This window comes from Planktothrix paucivesiculata PCC 9631 (assembly GCF_900009265.2).
Lineage (GTDB): Bacteria > Cyanobacteriota > Cyanobacteriia > Cyanobacteriales > Microcoleaceae > Planktothrix > Planktothrix paucivesiculata.
The window spans coordinates 159,380-178,583 of sequence record NZ_LR735002.1; the positions used below are offsets into that span (position 1 = coordinate 159,380).

At 37.5% G+C, this 19,204-nt stretch carries 17 protein-coding genes; 8 read left to right on the forward strand and 9 right to left on the reverse strand.

Annotated elements, in window-relative coordinates; all coding sequences use genetic code 11:
* Positions 1-67: 67 nt before the first annotated feature.
* On the forward strand, positions 68-967 hold the full coding sequence (locus tag PL9631_RS05905; RefSeq protein WP_083617988.1) for an IS982 family transposase: 900 nt from the start codon (positions 68-70) through the stop codon (positions 965-967).
* Between the two features lie 240 nt (positions 968-1,207).
* Here PL9631_RS05905 and PL9631_RS05910 read toward each other — a convergent pair whose 3' ends face one another.
* Both PL9631_RS05910 and PL9631_RS05915 read right to left on the reverse strand, forming a co-directional pair.
* Entirely contained in the window at positions 1,208-1,546 is a 339-nt protein-coding gene (locus PL9631_RS05910) for a helix-turn-helix domain-containing transcriptional regulator (RefSeq protein ID WP_083617990.1), read from the reverse strand.
* Complete coding sequence (locus tag PL9631_RS05915; RefSeq protein ID WP_083617991.1) at positions 1,533-1,865, reverse strand: type II toxin-antitoxin system RelE/ParE family toxin; 333 nt, start codon at positions 1,863-1,865, stop codon at positions 1,533-1,535. The genes PL9631_RS05910 and PL9631_RS05915 overlap by 14 nt, the downstream gene beginning before the upstream one ends.
* 124 nt (positions 1,866-1,989) lie before the next feature.
* On the opposite strand from PL9631_RS05915, the gene PL9631_RS05920 reads away from it, so the two are divergent.
* A complete protein-coding gene (locus PL9631_RS05920; RefSeq protein WP_083618071.1) occupies positions 1,990-2,853 on the forward strand; it encodes a DNA-methyltransferase in 864 nt (287 codons plus the stop codon).
* Here the strand turns inward: PL9631_RS05920 and PL9631_RS05925 are convergent.
* Positions 2,850-3,875: an ABC transporter permease gene (locus PL9631_RS05925; RefSeq protein WP_083617993.1), complete on the reverse strand. Its 1,026-nt coding sequence runs from the start codon at positions 3,873-3,875 to the stop codon at positions 2,850-2,852. The genes PL9631_RS05920 and PL9631_RS05925 overlap by 4 nt on opposite strands.
* A 151-nt stretch (positions 3,876-4,026) precedes the next feature.
* On the opposite strand from PL9631_RS05925, the gene PL9631_RS05930 reads away from it, so the two are divergent.
* Positions 4,027-5,535: a UbiD family decarboxylase gene (locus PL9631_RS05930; protein ID WP_083617995.1), complete on the forward strand. Its 1,509-nt coding sequence runs from the start codon at positions 4,027-4,029 to the stop codon at positions 5,533-5,535.
* 309 nt (positions 5,536-5,844) lie between these two features.
* On the opposite strand, the gene PL9631_RS05935 is transcribed toward PL9631_RS05930, so the two are convergent.
* The 4 genes from PL9631_RS05935 to PL9631_RS05950 form a co-directional block, all read right to left on the reverse strand.
* Positions 5,845-10,323 (reverse strand): tetratricopeptide repeat protein, encoded by a 4,479-nt coding sequence (locus PL9631_RS05935; RefSeq protein ID WP_083617997.1) that lies wholly within the window; start codon positions 10,321-10,323, stop codon positions 5,845-5,847.
* Between the two features lie 36 nt (positions 10,324-10,359).
* On the reverse strand, positions 10,360-11,376 hold the full coding sequence (locus PL9631_RS05940) for a calcium-binding protein (RefSeq protein ID WP_083617999.1): 1,017 nt from the start codon (positions 11,374-11,376) through the stop codon (positions 10,360-10,362).
* A gap of 606 nt (positions 11,377-11,982) precedes the next feature.
* On the reverse strand, positions 11,983-12,753 hold the full coding sequence (locus PL9631_RS05945) for a DUF1350 family protein (RefSeq protein WP_083618002.1): 771 nt from the start codon (positions 12,751-12,753) through the stop codon (positions 11,983-11,985).
* Between the two features lie 34 nt (positions 12,754-12,787).
* Positions 12,788-13,378, reverse strand: a complete 591-nt coding sequence (locus PL9631_RS05950; RefSeq protein ID WP_083618004.1) for a rhomboid family intramembrane serine protease — start codon at positions 13,376-13,378, stop codon at positions 12,788-12,790.
* Between the two features lie 240 nt (positions 13,379-13,618).
* On the opposite strand from PL9631_RS05950, the gene PL9631_RS05955 reads away from it, so the two are divergent.
* A complete protein-coding gene (locus PL9631_RS05955; RefSeq protein ID WP_083618073.1) occupies positions 13,619-14,191 on the forward strand; it encodes a hypothetical protein in 573 nt (190 codons plus the stop codon).
* A gap of 117 nt (positions 14,192-14,308) precedes the next feature.
* Here PL9631_RS05955 and PL9631_RS05960 read toward each other — a convergent pair whose 3' ends face one another.
* Positions 14,309-14,611 (reverse strand): hypothetical protein, encoded by a 303-nt coding sequence (locus PL9631_RS05960; protein WP_083618007.1) that lies wholly within the window; start codon positions 14,609-14,611, stop codon positions 14,309-14,311.
* Positions 14,612-14,770: 159 nt separating this feature from the next.
* On the opposite strand from PL9631_RS05960, the gene PL9631_RS05965 reads away from it, so the two are divergent.
* Entirely contained in the window at positions 14,771-15,277 is a 507-nt protein-coding gene (locus PL9631_RS05965; RefSeq protein ID WP_083618010.1) for a hypothetical protein, read from the forward strand.
* 28 nt (positions 15,278-15,305) lie between these two features.
* On the opposite strand, the gene PL9631_RS05970 is transcribed toward PL9631_RS05965, so the two are convergent.
* Entirely contained in the window at positions 15,306-15,974 is a 669-nt protein-coding gene (locus PL9631_RS05970) for an RNA polymerase subunit sigma-70 (RefSeq protein ID WP_083618012.1), read from the reverse strand.
* 142 nt (positions 15,975-16,116) lie between these two features.
* On the opposite strand from PL9631_RS05970, the gene PL9631_RS05975 reads away from it, so the two are divergent.
* The 3 genes from PL9631_RS05975 to PL9631_RS05985 all read left to right on the forward strand — a co-directional run bounded on the left by PL9631_RS05975 (position 16,117) and on the right by PL9631_RS05985 (position 19,056).
* A complete protein-coding gene (locus PL9631_RS05975) occupies positions 16,117-17,001 on the forward strand; it encodes an ABC transporter permease (protein WP_083618014.1) in 885 nt (294 codons plus the stop codon).
* A 4-nt stretch (positions 17,002-17,005) separates the two neighbouring features.
* Complete coding sequence (locus tag PL9631_RS05980) at positions 17,006-17,875, forward strand: ABC transporter permease (RefSeq protein ID WP_083618016.1); 870 nt, start codon at positions 17,006-17,008, stop codon at positions 17,873-17,875.
* 98 nt (positions 17,876-17,973) lie between these two features.
* A complete protein-coding gene (locus PL9631_RS05985; protein ID WP_083618018.1) occupies positions 17,974-19,056 on the forward strand; it encodes an ABC transporter substrate-binding protein in 1,083 nt (360 codons plus the stop codon).
* The last annotated feature ends 148 nt before the right edge of the window (positions 19,057-19,204 follow it).

Sequence of the window (19,204 nt, forward strand, 5' to 3'; positions counted from 1 at the left end):
ATCTAATCAGTAAGCGTGGGAAAATAGAGATGTAACCAGCAAATATTAGACAATTAAGGAGGCTTTTATGGATCACAGAGCATCACACTTAGACATAACAAAAGTTTTTTGTGACCTGGATGACTTTTGTCAAGTATTTGAACCCTTATTGGCACAAATGTTGTTACCAGAAGTGGTGGGTCAAAGCCGACCCAAAACCCGCTTGACTTTAAGTGAAATAATGACAATATTGATCGGATTTCATGGTTCACGTTACCGAACATTTAAAGACTTTTACCGATTACAAGTAATGGCATATTGGTCAAAAGCTATGCCTAACTTAGTCAGTTATAATCGTTTTGTTGAGTTAATGTCTTATGCTTTATTAGCACTATGTTGTTACTTTGAATATTGTTGTAAAGGCGAGGTAACTGGAACAAGTTTTATCGATTCGACCGCCTTAAAGGTCTGTCATGAAAATCGAGCAAATAGCCATAAAGTCTTTGCTGGACTAGCGGAATGGGGGAAAAGTTCAATTGGCTTTTATTTTGGATTTAAGTTACATTTAATCATCAACGACTATGGGGAAATTTTAAATTTTCAAGTCACACCTGCTAATGTTGATGACCGAAAAGTAGTCCCAGAATTAACAGAAGGAATTGTGGGAAAAATTTTTGGAGACAAGGGATATATTTCCGAAAAATTATTTAAGCAATTACATGAAAAAGGTTTACAACTGATAACTAGGCTGAAGAAAAACATGAAAAATAAACTAATGTTGTGGTCAGATAAAATGAAATTAAGAAAAAGAGGTATAATAGAATCAGTGAATGATCAACTGAAAAACTTATGCCAAATTGAACATACAAGACATCGAAGTGTAGGTAATTTTATGGTGAATTTAGTAGCCGGAATGATTGCTTATACTTATCAACCTGAAAAGCCATCATTGTATGAGATTAAACAACCAGTTTATCATTTTGAATAAACTCAAATTTCCCGCGCATTAAATAAACATTAAAACTGACAAGCTAATTTCACTTCCCGCCTGATAACTTACAGCTTGTGGCTTCGCCGTGAGCGTCAGCCGAAGGGTGTGGCGATCAAACTCCATCGAACTCACGTTAAATTAGGGTTAATATAAAATGATTTGTAGGGGCGGGTTCACTCAGAGCTTTATAACTTACAATTGATGTTTATAAACCCGCCCAGACTTTTTCAAAATCGATTATTCTGCATCTCCTTCTATTTCTGCTTCTTTCACCTGAATTGAGATTTTAAGCCCTAAAATATTAAGTAATTCAACAAAAGTATAAATTTCTGTACAAGTGATTGATGTTAAAACTTTATCAACTTTTTCTCGATTCATGTTATCTAAATTAAAACTTTGATCAAGTTGAGACTGAGCTTCTATAATATTGGTAATGACTTTTTTTAATAATTGAGGTTGATCGTTACTTTCTTCTAAAGCAACTTCCAGATAAGCTGCTGCTTCTTGTGGATCTTTGAGAGATTCAATTAAATAATTATGATAACTATCAGTAATGGGAGTTTTAACGTCTTGCATGGTAGTCTCTCCAGTATTCTTTTGCTTTTTGAATATCTTTTTGCTGAGTGCTTTTATCTCCACCACAGAGCAATAAAATTACGGTGAACCCGACTTGTCCAAAATAAACCCGGTAGCCCGGGCCATAATTAATTTTAAATTCAAATACTCCTTCACCAACAGAACGATAATTGCCTAAATTGCCCTCCTCAACTCGATCTAATCTGAATTTAATTTTAGCTCTTACTGTTCTATCTTGCACTGCTTCTAACCACTGTGCAAATGGAACTCTACCTTCTGGTGTAACATAACGTTGAATCTCCCTAGGTTGACTTTCCATAATGATCATTATAGCGATCGCTCATTCCCAATTTTATCAAAACTATCCATTTTCGAGGCAAATTTTGGAATAGTTAAGAATGGGGGTGGGTTATATTAGGATGATGATCAAAAATTTAAGCTCAATGACTATGACTAAATTTATTAATAAAATAGTCCAAGGAGATTGTATCGAAGTGATGAAAAACTTCGAGAATAACTGGATTGATATGGTATTAACTTCCCCTCCTTATGATAACCTGAGAAAATATAAAGGTTTTGTATTTCCTTTTGAAGATATTGCTGGAGAATTATACCGTGTAATTAAACCAGGGGGGGTTATGGTTTGGGTAGTTGCTGACGCCACTATTGAGGGAAGTGAAACCGGAACTAGCTTTAAACAAGCGATATTTTTTAAAGAAATCGGTTTCAATCTTCATGATACCATGATCTTTAAAAAAAGAAATCCCATCCCCCAAATTTATCGACGGAGATATAGTAATGAATTTGAATATATGTTTATTTTTAGTAAAGGTCAAGTCGCTACCCATAACGCCCTAATGGTAGATTGTTTACACGCCGGATTAGAACTAAATGGCACAACCTATAAAAATTATTCAAAAGATGATCAAAAACGTTCAAAAATGGCAAAACCTGTAAAGAATCAAAAAATTAAAGGGAATATTTGGGAATATGTGGTGGGAAAAAATCTCGAAGATCAAGAAGCAAAAAATCACCCCGCGCCCTTTCCCTGTGAATTAGCTCGGGATCATATTTATTCTTGGTCAAATGCTGGGGATTTAATTCTTGATCCGATGTGTGGAAGTGGGACAACTTGCAAAGTTGCTCAACAAATGGGGAGAAATTTTATCGGGATTGATATGAGTCCCGAATACTGTCAAATTGCGAGAAATCGGGTTGAAAAAGTCGATGGATTCCAGTTGCCATTGCCCCTAGATACTATCGAATTGAATCCCAATTCTATTCCCCCGTCACCCCAATTGTCCTAATATCTAATTCTCGGATCAATACAGGCATTCAGAACATCAATTAGAATACTCGCAACCACAACAATAGCCGCGAAAAAGACAACAATTCCCTGCACTGTGGGATAGTCACGGAAACTAATGGCTTCATATAACCGATTAGCTAATCCCGGCCAAGAAAAGGTAACTTCTGTTAAAATTGCCCCCCCTAATAACGCTGCAAAAGTTAAACCTAACACCGTAATTACGGGAATCATGGCATTTTTTAAAGCGTGAGCTAAAACAATTCTTAATTCAGGAATTCCTCTGGCTCTAGCCGCTTCCACATAATCGGCTTTTAAGGTTTGTTTCAGGTTAACTCGCACAATTCTTTCAAAAATACCACTTAATAATAAACCCAAGGTTAAAGAAGGTAAACAGAGGTAATAAAGTGCGACTCCTAACTGCATTAAGTTTCCCGTAAACAAACTATCTAAGGTATATAAACCACTCCAACCTTCAGGAGTAGGAATAGTCACCGGAAATCGAGTGCCCAAGGGAAACCAACCCAACTGCACGGCAAAAATTAACTGCAACAACATCCCCGCCCAAAACGGAGGGACTGCATAGGTAATAATTCCGAATAAACGGCCCCCCGTGTCCCAAATCGTATCGGGATGGGATGCGGCCACCGCCCCCACGGTAATTCCCACGGCCAAGGCCACGATCATACTAAATAAGGCCAGTTCAACCGTTGCGGGAAAGTGATTTTGAATAATTTGCCAAACCGTTTCGCCGCGACTGGTCAGGGAGGTGCCCAAATCCAGATGCAGGAGTTTCCCCATATAATCTAAATATTGTTGCCCTAGGGAACCATTTAACCCCAATTGCGCTCGCAAGGCTTCCTTGGCGGCGGCCGGTGCCCGAGGGCCGAGAATCGCATCCACAGGATCACCGGGCGTGGCGCGCAAGAGCAAAAAAACCACGGTGGTAATCGTCCACAACATTAAGGGGGCTAACAGTAAACGACTAAAAACGTAATATTGTAAAGATTTAGAACGAGACATAATCGACTAACAATCACTTTAGACTTATATTAAAGCCTCTGGATCAATAAACTTACAATTCACCCAAAATAAAATATAAATTTTCCCCAGAGTTACATGATTTCCGAGAAACTGTCATAATATAAAACAGATCTAACAATTATTAAACACAATGGCAAGGGATTTAAGAGGATTTTTAAAACTGTTAGAAGATCGGGGACAATTACGCCGGATTCAAACCTTAGTTGATCCTGACCTAGAAATTGCAGAAATTTCTAATCGAATGTTACAAGCCGGAGGCCCCGGTTTGTTATTTGAAAACGTTAAAGGTTCACCCTATCCGGTGGCGGTAAATTTGTTGGGGACTGAACAACGGGTTTGTTGGTCAATGAAGATGGAAAACCCCCAGGAGTTGGAGGAATTGGGGAAAAAGTTAGGGATGTTACAACAACCTAAACCCCCGAAAAAGATATCCCAAGCTATTGATTTTGGCAAGGTTTTATTTGATGTCGTTAAAGCCAAACCCGGACGCAACTTTTTTCCTCCTTGTCAACAGATTATTATTGAAGGAGATGATGTTGATTTAAACCAAATTCCGATGATTCGTCCCTATCCTAAAGATGCGGGAAAAATTATTACTTTAGGATTAGTAATTACTAAAGATTGTGAAACCGGAACACCTAATGTCGGGGTTTATCGGTTACAATTACAATCTAAAAATACCATGACCGTCCATTGGTTATCGGTTAGAGGTGGGGCGAGACATTTACGCAAGGCGGCGGAGAAGGGAAAAAAATTAGAAATTGCGATCGCTTTAGGAGTTGATCCGTTAATTATTATGGCGGCGGCAACTCCGATTCCCGTGGATTTATCCGAATGGTTATTTGCGGGATTATATGGCGGTTCGGGTGTACAATTAGCTAAGTGTAAAACGGTAGATTTAGAAGTTCCGGCGGACTCGGAATTTGTATTAGAAGGAACGATAACGCCTGGAGAAATATTACCCGATGGGCCCTTTGGTGATCACATGGGATATTATGGCGGCGTAGAAGATTCTCCATTAGTTAGATTTAACTGTATTACCCATCGTCAAGATCCGATTTATTTAACGACTTTTAGCGGTCGTCCGCCGAAAGAAGAAGCCATGATGGCGATCGCATTAAACCGGATTTATACCCCGATTTTAAGACAGCAAGTATCGGAAATTGTAGACTTTTTCCTTCCCATGGAAGCCTTAAGTTATAAAGCCGCTATTATCTCCATCGATAAGGCTTATCCAGGTCAAGCAAGACGGGCAGCTTTAGCGTTTTGGAGTGCCTTACCCCAATTTACTTATACCAAATTTGTGATTGTTGTGGATAAGGATATTAATATTAGAGATCCGCGACAAGTGGTATGGGCAATTAGTTCTAAAGTTGACCCTTCCAGGGATGTTTTTATTCTTCCTGATACGCCTTTTGATACCTTAGATTTTGCCAGTCAAAAAATAGGATTAGGGGGAAGAATGGGGATAGATGCAACTACAAAAATCTCCCCGGAAACTAATCACGAATGGGGAGAACCTTTAGAGTCAGATATTGATACAGCCGAAATGGTAACACGACGTTGGGCAGAATATGGATTAAATGATCTGAATTTAACCGAAGTTGACCCCAATTTATTTGGCTACGATATCAGATAGAAGTGTATAAATCGTTGTTGCGCCGTTGTTGCGCTTCAGCGCACTTCTTATTAACAGGACTTACGCAATTACGCTATATATAGCTCATAGAAAATCGGGCAATTTTCGGCAATTTAGCTCAGAGAATCGCCAGACACCCGGATTAAATTAGTCTCAATTCATGAGTTTTAAAGCTCAATAAATTTTAGCTTCAAAGACGGATATTTAAGTTCTTGACTGAGGTATTTAGACCAGGACTTACGCAGCTACGCTATGCATAGCGTAGCTGCGTAAGTCCTGATTCTATTGTTAAATTCAATTATTAGGCTTTTAACGGACTAATTTTTTAGCTAATTCCGTTGCTTGACGATAGGCTTTAATCGCTTCTTTCAGATGACCCTGTTCTCGTAAAGCATCACCTAATTTATGGTAAACTTGCCAAGTATTGGGTTCTAATTGGATGATTTGGCGATAACAATTAATCGCTGATTCCCAGTCTTGGGATTCAAACCAAATATCCCCTAATGCTTCTTGAATTGCAACTAATTTAGGATTTAATTTCACCGCTTCTTGATAACAAATAATGGCTTCTTGCCATTGTTGCTGCTGTGAATAAATATCTCCCAATAAAGATTGAGTTTCGGCTAACCAACCTGTTTCATTCGATGCTAAAAAATCAGTATTTACCGATGATAGATGGGTGGGATTGAGTTGTTGAATTGCCACTTGATAGGCTTGCTTATAATGGGCGATCGCCGCTTCTAATTGATTTTGCTGTTGTAACCCCTGGGCTAACCGTTGATGAGCTATTACTTGCTCTGGATCACGCTCTAATACCCGCCGATAACAGATCATCGCCTGACTGATTTGTCCCCGTTTCCAGAGGGCATTTCCTAAACTAAAATAATCCTCTAAGGTGGCTTCTTCTGGAGCTAATTGTAGGGCTTCATATAGACAATCTTCAGCATTTTCTGAACGTCCCACTGTTTGCCAAAGATGAGAAAGTTGATGATAGGCTTGGGGTTGCGGCTGAATTAAAATAGCTTGTTGATAACAGGCAATCGCTTGTTGCCATTGTTGTTGTTGAGCAAAAATATCTCCTAATTCTAAATACAAATTTTCGTTTTTTGGCTGTTTAGCAATAGCTTTTTGGTAACAAAATTTAGCTTTTCCCCAGTTTTTTTGTTCAACAAATACCTTGGCTAACAGTTGATAAACAGCAACATCCCCAGGATTTTGTTTTAAAAGTTTTTGACATAAACGCAAACAGGGTACATAGTCTTGCTGGGTATAATAAATATGAGCTTGTTCCAGAGAAATAGATTCGGTAACGGTGAATTTTGCAACGGCTGTTTCTGGAATTAACTTTGTAGAAGGAATGTTCGTTGTCAAAACAGATTGAGTCGGTAAATTACCTGCCATTAATAATAGGATTTGCCGATAGTCCGAACTTCCATCAATCCCCTTATTTTGATGTAAAAGGGCTTGAGTTAGGTTTTGTAATGCCAACAATAACCGAGGGTTTAATTCCAAGACTTGACGATAGCAAGAAACTACTTCTTGCCATTTTCCTTGGGCGACTAATACTTTTCCTAAACTATTATAGGATTCAAATGATTTAGGATTAAAATGAATCGCTTGTTGATAAAAACTTTCCGCCTCTGCTAATTTTCCCTGGGCTGCGAATAATTCTCCCAAATTATGATACACTTCAACGGGGTTAGCATGACAATGAAGGGCGCGACGATAACTAATTTCGGCTTGATCAATTTTGCCTTGACGGAATAGAATATTACCCAGGGAAAGATGTTCCTCTGGTTTAATATTTTGGGGTTCTAAACTAAAGGCTTGATACCAACAAGAAGCCGCCATTTCTGGTTTACCAATTTTACTCCAAACTTTTCCTAAATTTCGGTGGGCTAGGGCTAAATTGGGTTGTAATTTTATCGCTTTTTGATAGGAATAAATAGCAGATTTCCACTGTTTAAGTTGAGCATATAAATTCCCTAAATTGGCATGAACAATAGCTTCATTCGGTTTAAAATTAACAATATATTGATACCATTTTAGGGCTTCTTCCGGTTTACCCAAACCCTGTAAAGATTTTCCTAAAAGGTGATAAGCCTCAACGGTATTCGGGTCAAGTTGAATCACTTTTTCACATTCCTGAACAACCCGTTGATAGTTTTTCTGTTCAAAGTAAGTTTCAGCCGTTTTAATGCTATTTTCTATTTCAATTAAATTGGATGCTTGAATTGTTGTATTTTCCTGTTTAGAGAGGCAAAATAACTCTAAAGAAGTCGGATTTTTACCGGAAGAATTAGCTTCGATCAGAGTCAATTCTCCAGGGTGGCGATGATGTCCATTTTTATGATAAGAAGTAGTAACCATATTAATACTTGAACTCCTGTGATGATTTGGGGATGGAATTTGTTGTAACTTTAAGGAAATTTCAGCCGGATTAATTAAGGGTTGATCTCTGACATTAAACCGAGTAGAAGCTGGAGAGATTGCGGTTTGATTCTGGAGGTCAGAATCTAAGATTTTAAGAATTTTTTCTAAATTATTAATTTTGACATAAATATCCTCAATTAAGGGGGATTGATACATTAATTTTCGCAAAGGATAACATTTAAAAACCTCCCCCGTGATATAATAATGTTTGAGTTTTAATTGTTGACTAATTACCCAGTAATAATGACGAATATAATGGGGAGAAACCAGTTCAATAACAATGGTTTCAGGACTACAAAACATCAAATTTGTCAACCCCGCACCATGGGGAGCAATAATGACTTTAGCATGGGCAAATAAACTGGCTTGTTCTGCAACAGATAGGGTTTCTAATTCAACGGGAACAACCCCCCATTCACTCAGATAAGTAATCACATCATTTTCATTCAAAACTTGCCGATATTGGGCTCGATTTCGACGAATAAAAATGCGTTCTGGATAGGGATGATTAGAGGGAGTAATCTCCTCAGCAAATAACTGACGATTAAAGTGGATTACTTCAGGGGTTACCCATCCGACTGACCCGGTAAAGGACGGAATAATCAGTTGTTTGGCTTGGATAAAAGAATGGCGATCGCTTTCTATAATTTTAGCTTCGGGAATCCCTAACTTTTGTAAGGTTTCTCGCTGAAAAGGTGCTTTAATACTATTAACTAAAAACCAATCAATTTTTTGCCAATCGGGTTGTTTTTGTTGTAAAATAGCAAAACGGGGCAAGATATCAACCATCCAATGAAAATACACATTTCCTGATAATCCCGATAACACGGCGACGGAACCAGAAATCTTTTCTAACGGGGGAAATTCTTCTAAAGAAAAGATTTGATGTTGTTTCCAATCAATCGGATCAGATCCGGGTAAGGGAGTGGGATAGAATCGGGATAAATCGGTTAAAAGTTCATTTTTGGAGTTGAGAATTGCGATCGCATTACAAATATTCCACCAGTTTTTTTGAGGGGCAATCCAGGCCTTTCCATGGGGGATAATGGTAATAGATGGGGGGGGACTATTCCAAGGCAGATCTCTGGGTTGAGAACAGTCATAAATTCCCTCATCTAAACGGGTCGGATGTAAAAGTTTGAACACTCGATTTAAACAGATTGGACAGTCTAAACCCTGACATTGGGGATGATTAGAATCCGATTGATCAAAATTAGCATTAAGCTTAACTTTTAAACCCGCTAATTTAGGCTTTTTGTGGTCTGGTTTTTGCTGTTCTAATACCCACGTTAACCGTTGATAAATTTCCGGTTGTTCTGAATTAATTCCTAATGCTTGATGATAATAAATTGCCGCCGAAACAAATTGTTGTTGCTCCACAAAGGATTCTGCTAATTTTAAATAGGGATCAATCCAATGGGGAGCAGCTTTAATAGACTGTCGATAATAATATTCTGCCTGGGGATAATTGCGATATTCTGCTAAAGTATTTCCCAGATGAAAATGCACCTTAGCAAAATCCTGATAAACCTCTAGGGATTGGGGATTCTGTTGTAACCCCTCAATTAATTTTCCACAGGCAATTCTGGCTTGATCAAGTTCGTTATCCCCTTTTAACTGTTTAACAGTCTGACAGTAAGCAGTCATAAAAGGTTGCTCTAACTCAATAATTCTTTGTAAATGAAACAGGGATTCTGCCAGTTGATCCTGTTGTAAAAGTGAGTTTACACATTCACTATGGGCAGAAATTGAATGGGGTTCAACCTGAATCAGTTTTTTAAAATATTGAATAGCCACTTCATGCAACCCTTGTTTCTGAAAAGCCTTACCTAAATTTAAGTAGGCTTCTTTTAAATCCGGTTGCAGTTGAATTGCTTGTAAATAACCCGCGATCGCCCCATCAAAATTGCCTTGTTTAAAATAAGTATGGGCAAGGTTATGATAGAGTTTAGCAGACTGTGGACAATGAATTAAACCCTGTTTAAAGGTTTGAATCGCTGCTTCCCAATTCTCTTTCTGAACCCAAATCAACCCCAGATTAAGATAGGCATTCATCGCTTCAGGATTCAGGCGAATTGCAATTTGATAGCTTTCTTGAGCTTCGTCTAATAAGTCTTGTTTTTGCAAAGCAACCGCTAGATTATAATAAGCTAAATCTGACTCAGGATCTTGAATTACTTCCTGTTCATAGCGTTCAATTTCCATCCGTAATTGGTGATTTGAAATCACTATTGTTGACAGGGCTAAGGATGAACCTTGACTTCCCTCAGATGGGTGTATTCGGTTTGTATCATTAGATAGAAATACAGGAGGGTTGTCTGATAAATTTGTGTGGTCAACAGGACGATTATTCATGGGAGATGGGATGAGAACAAAGGGGTTAATTTTTGCTTAAATTAAGCGGAAGTTATCATCATTAAGGTTCAAGTTTGCACCCATTTGGAGTACAGGTGTTGATTGTCCTTGTTTATCCAGGTAATATAATGTTCCTGTTACATTGTCATAGACTAGGTTGGCGCTACCTGCAACTAAAGTATTATTCGGATCAAAGTTTCCAATTACAGTGAGTTCTCCAGACTCAAGAGAACCACCGGTTTGTGTACTAATAGCATTAAATAAATCCGCATCTAGGAAAATTTTGTCTTCTGCAACGCTAAAGTCGGTGAGGGTATCTAAGCCAAATGCTTCTGTAATGCTATTGGGTGTTGATTGACCTACGAAGACAAAACTGAATGTATCATCCCCTAAACCGCCAATCAAACTATCATTTCCTTTATCTCCACTTAAGAAGTCATTTCCGTCTCCACCGATTATAGTGTCATTATCTTGACCACCATAGAAGGTGTCATTGCCTTCTTCACCGAATAGGCTATCCTGACCCTCACCTCCGTAGATAACATCACTTCCGACTCCACCGAAAATAACATCATCACCAAGATCTCCATATAACAAGTCATCGCCTTCTCCCCCATCTACGGTGTCATTATCTTTTCCGGCGTAGACGGTATCATTACCAGAACCTGCAATAATAGAATCATTACCCTGGTTGCCAAACAAAACATCATCGCCAGTTCCGCCAAAAATGAAGTCATCTCCTTCATCTCCAAAGATCAGATCATTTCCTCCTCCGCCATCAACAGTATCGTTACCTTTTCCGGCATAAATGGTATCGTTTCCCTCTCCTCCGTATAGGAGATCCTTGCCCTGGTAGGCTAGGATAACATCATCTCCATCACTAGCACAGACTCCATCATCCTGATTACTCAGAATAATTTGATCACTGCCATTAGAACCAATTAAACTATTAGATTTATCGAGAAACCCTTCTATAATAAACCCTCCATCTTTGGAGTCAGGGATAGGTTGTATAAGGGCGGGTTCCGTTGGATTTTGACAGGGTAAAGACATAGTAATAACCTAATGTATAGTGATAAATTGATAGATTTTTACAGTTGAAATCTCGAATCTTTCAAGTTTCAATAGCTGGACTGGCCTGAAAACTACTATCCCTACATACCAGTATTTGATCAATGATCAGGATCGACAGAGAAACAATTTATATAAACAAAGACCCAGGAATAATCGAAATTTATTTCTCTGTATAAATTAAAATTAATTAAGTCCATAATTTGTGATCAAAAATACTCAAAAAATTAATTAATTAAGAATAATTTTCGGAAAATCCGTTATCATCAGGTATTCTATTTTTAGATAATCTTCCTGATCTGATGGGATAGGATAAACTCAGTTTAAATGGCTCGTGAACCGGATTAAAGATGAAAAAAATATTAATTGTTTCTTAATTTAGCTATAAAAACATTGACACCAGAAAATAACCTTAACCCCAAATAATTCTCGGTAGAAAAGTTAGGAGAAGGAAACTCAGAATTCCTGTTATTTTAGCGTTTAACCCTATAATTCCCCCGAGTTGATTCGGAGAGGATCGTCATCAAGATCCTCAGAAGCAGACTGAATTAATTACAATTAGTTCCCCGTTTAGTGTCCATTGTGGCTTTATGGTGACTTTAATGACGGATTTAACCAGTACAAAATTTGTTTTTTGAGTTGGTTTAAATCTTGATAAACCGCTTGTTTAATCCATTGACCAACAGCATCTAAAGGAGTAAAGGTTTCTCCCACTGACCAGTTGACATTTTGACCCAGGGGAGTTTGATGATCGCCATTTAATTTTTGTAAGGTGGTTAACCCGGGGAACTTTTGATCTAAAATATGATGTAAATTAGAAGTTTGATCAATAGTATCTTTAGAGAACTTAATTAAAAGGTTTCGTCTAATTTGATAGCGATCGCTAACTAAAATATTAGTTTCTTCGGGGGAAGGAGTAAACTCTACATCCATAAATTGTGAAATTTGTTCAACCAAAGGAATCGACCGACGGGCGGGATAATTATTAAAGGACATTAAAATATTTCCCGAACGTTCTAGGGGAAATAAAGAACCCATTAATAAATGAACTTTACACCCCATACTATGTCCTAATCCATAAATAGGTAAACCGCGCCGTTTTAATAATTGTAGATCATATAAATCATATAATCCATCTTCAAATATCTCGAAAACCTCCTGAGCGATCACCGTATGATCTAGGGTATTAATAAAAGGAGTAGCAACAATTGCATAACCCTGATATGCCAGTTCTTCGAGTAACCAACGATAGGTTAAATGGGGTGCAGTTGCGACAAAAGCCCCGCCCAAAAAATGCACAATTGCTTGAGGACGGGGAGGAATTAACACCCAATTTCCTGAAATAGAAAGCCAGTCCATTTAATTTTTTATAAGTGTTATTGGGAAAATCTAATTAGGCTGTAGTCCGATGGGATTTAGCCAGTATTTGTGCAGCGAAGACACCGCCGATAAACCCGAATAAATGTCCCTGCCAAGAAATGCCGTATTGTAAGGGTAAAACCCCCCAAAGTAAGCCGCCATAAAGCCAACCTACGAGTAAGGATAAAACAATAGAAAGGAAACTACGCTCAAAAAATCCTCTTAATAGCAGAAATCCTAAATATCCAAAAACAACTCCACTTGCCCCAATATGAATCGTATTAGGTGAACCGAATAACCACACGCCGAAACCACTAACAATTATGGTGATGAATGTGACAATGAAAAAGTCTTTAACATCGCGCAACATTACAAACCAACCTAGTATAATTAAGGGTAAGGTATTGGCGGCTAAATGGTTAAAATTTCCATGTAAAAAAGGAGCAAAGAAAATCCCTTGTAACCCTTGAATATGGCGCGGATGAATTCCTAAGCGATTTAAACCGCCTCTAAATACAAAAAAATCAATAATTTCAATCATCCACAGGAAAGCCACAATTCCGCCTAAAATGAGGATATGGCTTTTGAGTTCCTGGGTAAGTGAAGGTTCTGTTCGGTTAGACATAATCGTTTAGGGTTGGCAAAATTAGGTGTTTCGGTTAACTACAAAACTAGATGCCGTCGTTTTGGATTCGACTAATATCAATTAAGTAGGTAGTCATAAATAAAGTAACAATAAGAATAAGGTTTGTTGTTGCGATGCGGCGCATGGGTATGGGCTGAAGCCCAACAACGAACTTTTTTATATGGGCGAATAATTATGACTACCTACTTATATGATAGTCAAAAATCTAGTAAATTGTCTATGAAAAATATTAAATTAGGAAAATATCTTAGCTTAAATGATTTTTGTACCTGTACAAATACTTATCGAAAATATTCCGATAAAATTAATCCCTATCCTGATTCAAAAGAATCAATTCAAGCACTAAAAAATCTAAATTTTTATATTATTGATCCGGTTATTGATTATTTTAGTTTGGCTAAATTTAAGCTAACTTATGGATTTTGTTCCCATGAATTAAGAATTTATTTAGATAAAAAAGATCCGATTACCGGATTAAAAAATGGTCGGGTAGCTCCAAAATTAGATCAACATATTGCCCATGAACTTAAAAAGAATGGAGAATATTACTGTCAACGGTTAGGGGCGGCCTGTGATTTCCTGATTTTAGATTTAGATAGTGATCAATTAGTGGATTGGATTTTAAAACAACAACTTCCTTTTGATTCTCTCTATTTTTACGGGAAAAATCAACCGATTCATATTAGTTATGGCCCCCAACATAAACGCGATATTTGGACATTTACCGCTACAGGTAAACCGACTCAAAAAGGAATTGAACTTTGGATTAAAACAGCAAAGGAGTTTTTGTAGATATTGTTATTATATGAAATAACTGTTGCATAAAACTCCCCTGTAGAGACGTTGCATACAACGTCTCTACGGGGGGAATGTGTAGCAAACTATTAGATGCTTAATAGCGCAGTCAAATTAAACCGTTAATTGACACTGGGGACAATTACATCCTGTAATGGCGGTTTTGCTGTGATCCGTTGTCCAATTTGAGGCTAAGGTTGGGGATATTTGATTGAGATTTAAGGCGGGTTTAATCAGGGTTTGAGGAGAAATTTTAGGGGTTAAAAATGCAATTCTAGCAGGAATAATAGGGGTCAATTGAGCGATTAACCGATGGGTCTGGCGAGAGACAAACATCGGTTGGGTGAGTGTCAAAACCGAGATAATAAAAACACTCAATGCTAGAAGGAAAATCGGGAATTTTTTGAGCAATTTCATAGCTAAAAAGATCACAATATTGTGTTTTAACCTGTTACCTATTTGGGTGAATCGGATCAGGATGATATCTTTATTATAGAACAAGTCTCAATATCCCATCCTCAAATTGAAAATTTAGCTTAAACTGGGTTACATCAACCGATCCTAAATTAATCCATCATGAAATCAACTGTATCTCGTTTAATCGTCTTAATGCTTGCCATAGGTGAAGTATTCACGAGTTTATCGGCGATCTCCTTAGCAGGTGGCCCTCCTCCTGGGAAACCCTCACGACCCCAAGCTGCTCCCACAACCACCCAACCTCAGCCAACCTCTAACTCAGAAAAAGATGATCTTCCCCCTCGATTTCCCTTACCCAGTGCCAAGGTCGCTGCTGTTAATGGAATTGTCACGATCAAGTTAATTAATAATACAAATACACCCATTCAATATCAACTAATTGGAGGAACTCGTCAAGAATTATTAGCTCAAAATTCCACCGTTCAAGTCCAAGGTTCCTTGCCAATTACTCTCACCTATCAACGCCAAGATGGGGGTTCTTTATTAGTTAGACCTAAGCCAACTGCCACCGGGGTTTTAGAAGTACAATTTGAGGTGACAAACAATTTTAGTCTGGATACCCGATCTATGAATATTAACCAAGGAGGATCGGTGTTTTTAAATTAATCTTAATTCGGCGATCGCACCTCAAAATTTAAGGCTTTAAAATTTGTTGATCCACATCGGGATCGAGGGCGGAAACTAAGCCATTTTCATTGAAATAAATTTGACGAATATCAGCAGGTAAATTCTCATCTAACGTGCGATAAGCTCCTTTTAATAGTTCTTTAACTTCATTGGGAGAAACTGACTCTCCTTCGGCTTGTAAATAGGCGGAAATTCGAGTTTCACTCCAATGAAAGGTTTGTGCCATCACCAGAATTAACCTTAATAAAGGTTCCATTCGATCTAATACTAATCCCACATAACACCACAAAGGAGGAGGAGCCGCAGATAAAGAATATTGAATCGATTCTACCGGGGGTAATTCCGCTTGATTAATACAAACTGCGGTGACATTAATTAACCAATTTTGTAGCGTTGTTCCCCCTTCTGTATTTTCTTGTTCCCTTAAATTTAACGGTCGCATTTCATAAAAAATATGCCGCCAGGTTTGAGAGAATAAATAATCCGCTTGTACAGGCGATCGCACTGAATGACGAATTAAAGTATAGACAATTAAACCGTAACGGCAGAAAATAGCAACAAAGTATTTACCCTGATCAGGATAATTCTGAAACAGAGTTAACAATTCCTGGTCTTTATGATGAAATAGGGACTTGACCAGTGGATGGCTCGATTCGGGTATCTGAAGCGTTTGCACGGTAACTTACAGCAAATTTTAGCTGGATAGTGTTTTCCGGTTGCATCATAACTGATCTTGGATCTAAAATCAACTCTGGAACATCCATTCGTCATTTCCTAATATTCTTACCGATTTAATTCAATAGTTTTGATGCTAATTTATGGATTTTTTACTCAAAAAACTGCCCCATCCCACCGGGGAAAATCGAAAAACCAAAACTCTCCTAATCCTATTGCTTCCGGCTACCATTTGGTTACTGATTTTTTTTGTTATTCCCCTGATTATTGTCTTGATTTATAGCTTTTTAGAACGGGGAAACTATGGGGGAGTAACTTGGGAATTTACTCTCAAAAATTATCAACGATTAGCCAATGATTTGTACCTGAATATTATTTGGCGATCGCTGGGTTTAGCATCATTAACCACCTTAATTTGTTTAATAATTGGTTATCCTATTGCCTTTTTTATTGCAATTTCTTCTGGCCGTTGGCGAAACCTGTTATTGTTTTTAGTGATTATTCCCTTCTGGACAAATTTTCTAGTTAGAACCTATGCTTGGATGGTTATTCTTCGTTCTGAAGGAGTGATTAATACCTTTTTACAAAGTTTGAATTTAATTTCTGAACCTCTGAATTTACTATTTACTCCCTTCGCCGTTATTGTCGGTTTAATTTATGGTTATTTACCCTTTATGATTCTACCCTTATATGCCACCATTGAACGATTAAACTTTTCTTTAGTTGAAGCGGCTCAAGACTTAGGTGCAAATCATATTAGAACGTTTTTTAGAATTATTTTACCCTTAACTTTACCAGGAATTATTGCCGGATCTATCCTAGTTTTTATTCCCGCTTTAGGGGCATTTATTACCCCGGATATTCTCGGAGGAGCAAAAACAGTTATGGTGGGAAATTTAATCCAAAATCAATTTTTACAAGCCCGGGATTGGCCCTTTGGCTCGGCTTTGTCCATGGGATTAATGATATTAGTCTTAATTCCTGTTATGATTTATTTTAGAAGTTCTAATACAGATAATTTATATTAAAACCATGAATATTCAAACCCTAGATAATTTTATTCATACCTGGGGAAAAACAGGATTAAAACTACAAGCTACCCTAGTTTTTGCTTTTCTTTACTTACCGATTTTAATTTTAATCATTTATTCCTTTAATGACTCTCGGTTTAATTCAAATTGGACGGGATTTACATTAAAATGGTATCAAAAGTTATTCAGTGGCTTAACCGAAAGTACCGCCGATATTTCTACCCAAAGCCTCTGGAATTCCTTACAAAATAGCTTGATTATTGCGATCGCTTCCACCTTAATTGCCTCTATTTTAGGAACTATGGTAGCATTGGCTTTAGAGAGATTTAGGTTTCCGGGTGCTAAATTATTAGAAGCATTATTATTATTACCAATTATTATTCCTGAAATTACATTAGGCGTTTCCCTATTAGTCTTTTTTACCTTAGTTTTTAGAATCCTAGAAAATCTCACCGGAATTCGCTTGACTTTAGGCTTACCATCGGTAATTATTAGTCATGCTACCTTTAGTATTGCCTTCATTACTATTACGGTCAGGGCGCGTTTATCCGACTTAGATCCCGCTTTAGAAGAAGCAGCATTAGATTTAGGAGCTAATGAATGGAAAACCTTTTGGTGCATTACTTTCCCCTTAATTTTTCCCGCTATTTTAAGCGGTGCATTATTAGCATTTACCATCTCCTTAGATGATTTTGTTGTCACCTTTTTTACCACAGGAGTCGGTGCAACAACCTTACCTTTATTTGTCTATGGAATGATTAAATTATCCGTCAGTCCAGTAATTAATGCAATTTCAACTTTAATGTTACTCGCTTCTCTTTTATTGGTAATATCATCCTTAAAATTACAAGAGGGAGTCAAGGTAAGATAGTAAGCGAGGATACTCCTAGTGCTTGTATTTACAAGGGATTAAGTTTAAAATTAATCAGTCCATAACTCACCTTACACATTAATCTTTATTTTTCAAACATGAAACGAATTCTAACCTTAATTCTACTATTCTGTTTAGGTGTATTTTTACCCTTTGGCTGCACAGCAAATCAGTCTAACACCCCGCCGACCACGCCTACAGCAAATGTCCTGAATATTTATAACTGGTCAACCTATATTGACCCAGAAGTTCTTAAAGCCTTTGAGCAAAAACATCAAGTTAAAGTTAATTATGATACTTATGATAGTGCCGAAAGTCTTTATGCTAAATTAAAAGCCGGAAACCCAGGTTATGACGTGGCATTCCCCCCAGATTATATGGTTAAAATTATGGTAAAAGAACAAATGTTAGAGGAGTTAGACCCGGCTAATATTGCTAATATCAAAAATATTGAACCAAAATTTCTAAATCCTCCCTATGATCCAGGAAATAAATATAGTATTCCCTATCAATGGATCACGTTAGGAATTGGCTATAATCTCAAAAAAACCGGAGAAGAAATCAATAGTTGGTCAGCATTAATTGATCCCAAATATCAAGGAAAAGTAGGTTTATTAGATGATATGCGCCATACAATGGGGGCTGTTTTAATGTATTTAGGCTATAGTCCCAATACAAAAAATCCCGAAGAAATCAAACAAGCGAGAGATTTCTTAATTAAAAATAAAGATAATATTGCCGCTTTTGTTCCCGATACCGGTCAGCAATTATTAAATCAAGGAGAGGTGAGTTTGACCATGGAATATAGTGGCGATATTTTTCAAGTTATGGCAGAAAATCCTGATTTACGATATGTTATTCCCAAAGAAGGCAGTATTATTGGTATGGATAATATGGTGATTCCCAAAGGCGCACCAAACAAAAAACTCGCTGAAACCTTTATTAACTTTATTTTGGAACCGGAAAATAGTGCCAAAATCTCTAATTTTATTAATTATGCTTCCCCCAATAAAGTTGCAATTGATCAGAAATTAATTGAAGCTGAAAACTTAAAAAATCCTGGAATTTATCCCCCTCCAGAAGTTTTTGATAAACTCCAATATCTCCAAGATGTAGGAGAAGCCACCCAATTATATGATCAAGCTTGGACAGAAGTTAAAGCCGGTGTTGGGAATGGGTAATGGGTAATACTTCGACTTCGCTCAGTAACAGGGTAATGGGTAATTACGAATTACGAATTACGAATTACGAATTACGAATGGGTAATAGCAAAAGTTTACCTCCCCTGCCTCCCCTGCTCCCCCTACCTCCCCTACCTCCCCTGCCTCC

Coding starts and splice junctions, on each gene's coding strand:
- PL9631_RS05955 (WP_083618073.1), top strand. CDS start 13,619: ATGAAAAATATTAAATTAGGAAAATATCTTAGCTTAAATGATTTTTGT.
- PL9631_RS05965 (WP_083618010.1), top strand. CDS start 14,771: ATGAAATCAACTGTATCTCGTTTAATCGTCTTAATGCTTGCCATAGGT.
- PL9631_RS05985 (WP_083618018.1), top strand. CDS start 17,974: ATGAAACGAATTCTAACCTTAATTCTACTATTCTGTTTAGGTGTATTT.
- PL9631_RS05940 (WP_083617999.1), bottom strand. CDS start 11,376: ATGTCTTTACCCTGTCAAAATCCAACGGAACCCGCCCTTATACAACCT.
- PL9631_RS05925 (WP_083617993.1), bottom strand. CDS start 3,875: ATGTCTCGTTCTAAATCTTTACAATATTACGTTTTTAGTCGTTTACTG.
- PL9631_RS05950 (WP_083618004.1), bottom strand. CDS start 13,378: ATGTCTAACCGAACAGAACCTTCACTTACCCAGGAACTCAAAAGCCAT.
- PL9631_RS05935 (WP_083617997.1), bottom strand. CDS start 10,323: ATGAATAATCGTCCTGTTGACCACACAAATTTATCAGACAACCCTCCT.
- PL9631_RS05920 (WP_083618071.1), top strand. CDS start 1,990: ATGACTATGACTAAATTTATTAATAAAATAGTCCAAGGAGATTGTATC.
- PL9631_RS05910 (WP_083617990.1), bottom strand. CDS start 1,546: ATGCAAGACGTTAAAACTCCCATTACTGATAGTTATCATAATTATTTA.
- PL9631_RS05975 (WP_083618014.1), top strand. CDS start 16,117: ATGGATTTTTTACTCAAAAAACTGCCCCATCCCACCGGGGAAAATCGA.
- PL9631_RS05905 (WP_083617988.1), top strand. CDS start 68: ATGGATCACAGAGCATCACACTTAGACATAACAAAAGTTTTTTGTGAC.
- PL9631_RS05960 (WP_083618007.1), bottom strand. CDS start 14,611: ATGAAATTGCTCAAAAAATTCCCGATTTTCCTTCTAGCATTGAGTGTT.
- PL9631_RS05980 (WP_083618016.1), top strand. CDS start 17,006: ATGAATATTCAAACCCTAGATAATTTTATTCATACCTGGGGAAAAACA.
- PL9631_RS05930 (WP_083617995.1), top strand. CDS start 4,027: ATGGCAAGGGATTTAAGAGGATTTTTAAAACTGTTAGAAGATCGGGGA.
- PL9631_RS05945 (WP_083618002.1), bottom strand. CDS start 12,753: ATGGACTGGCTTTCTATTTCAGGAAATTGGGTGTTAATTCCTCCCCGT.
- PL9631_RS05915 (WP_083617991.1), bottom strand. CDS start 1,865: ATGGAAAGTCAACCTAGGGAGATTCAACGTTATGTTACACCAGAAGGT.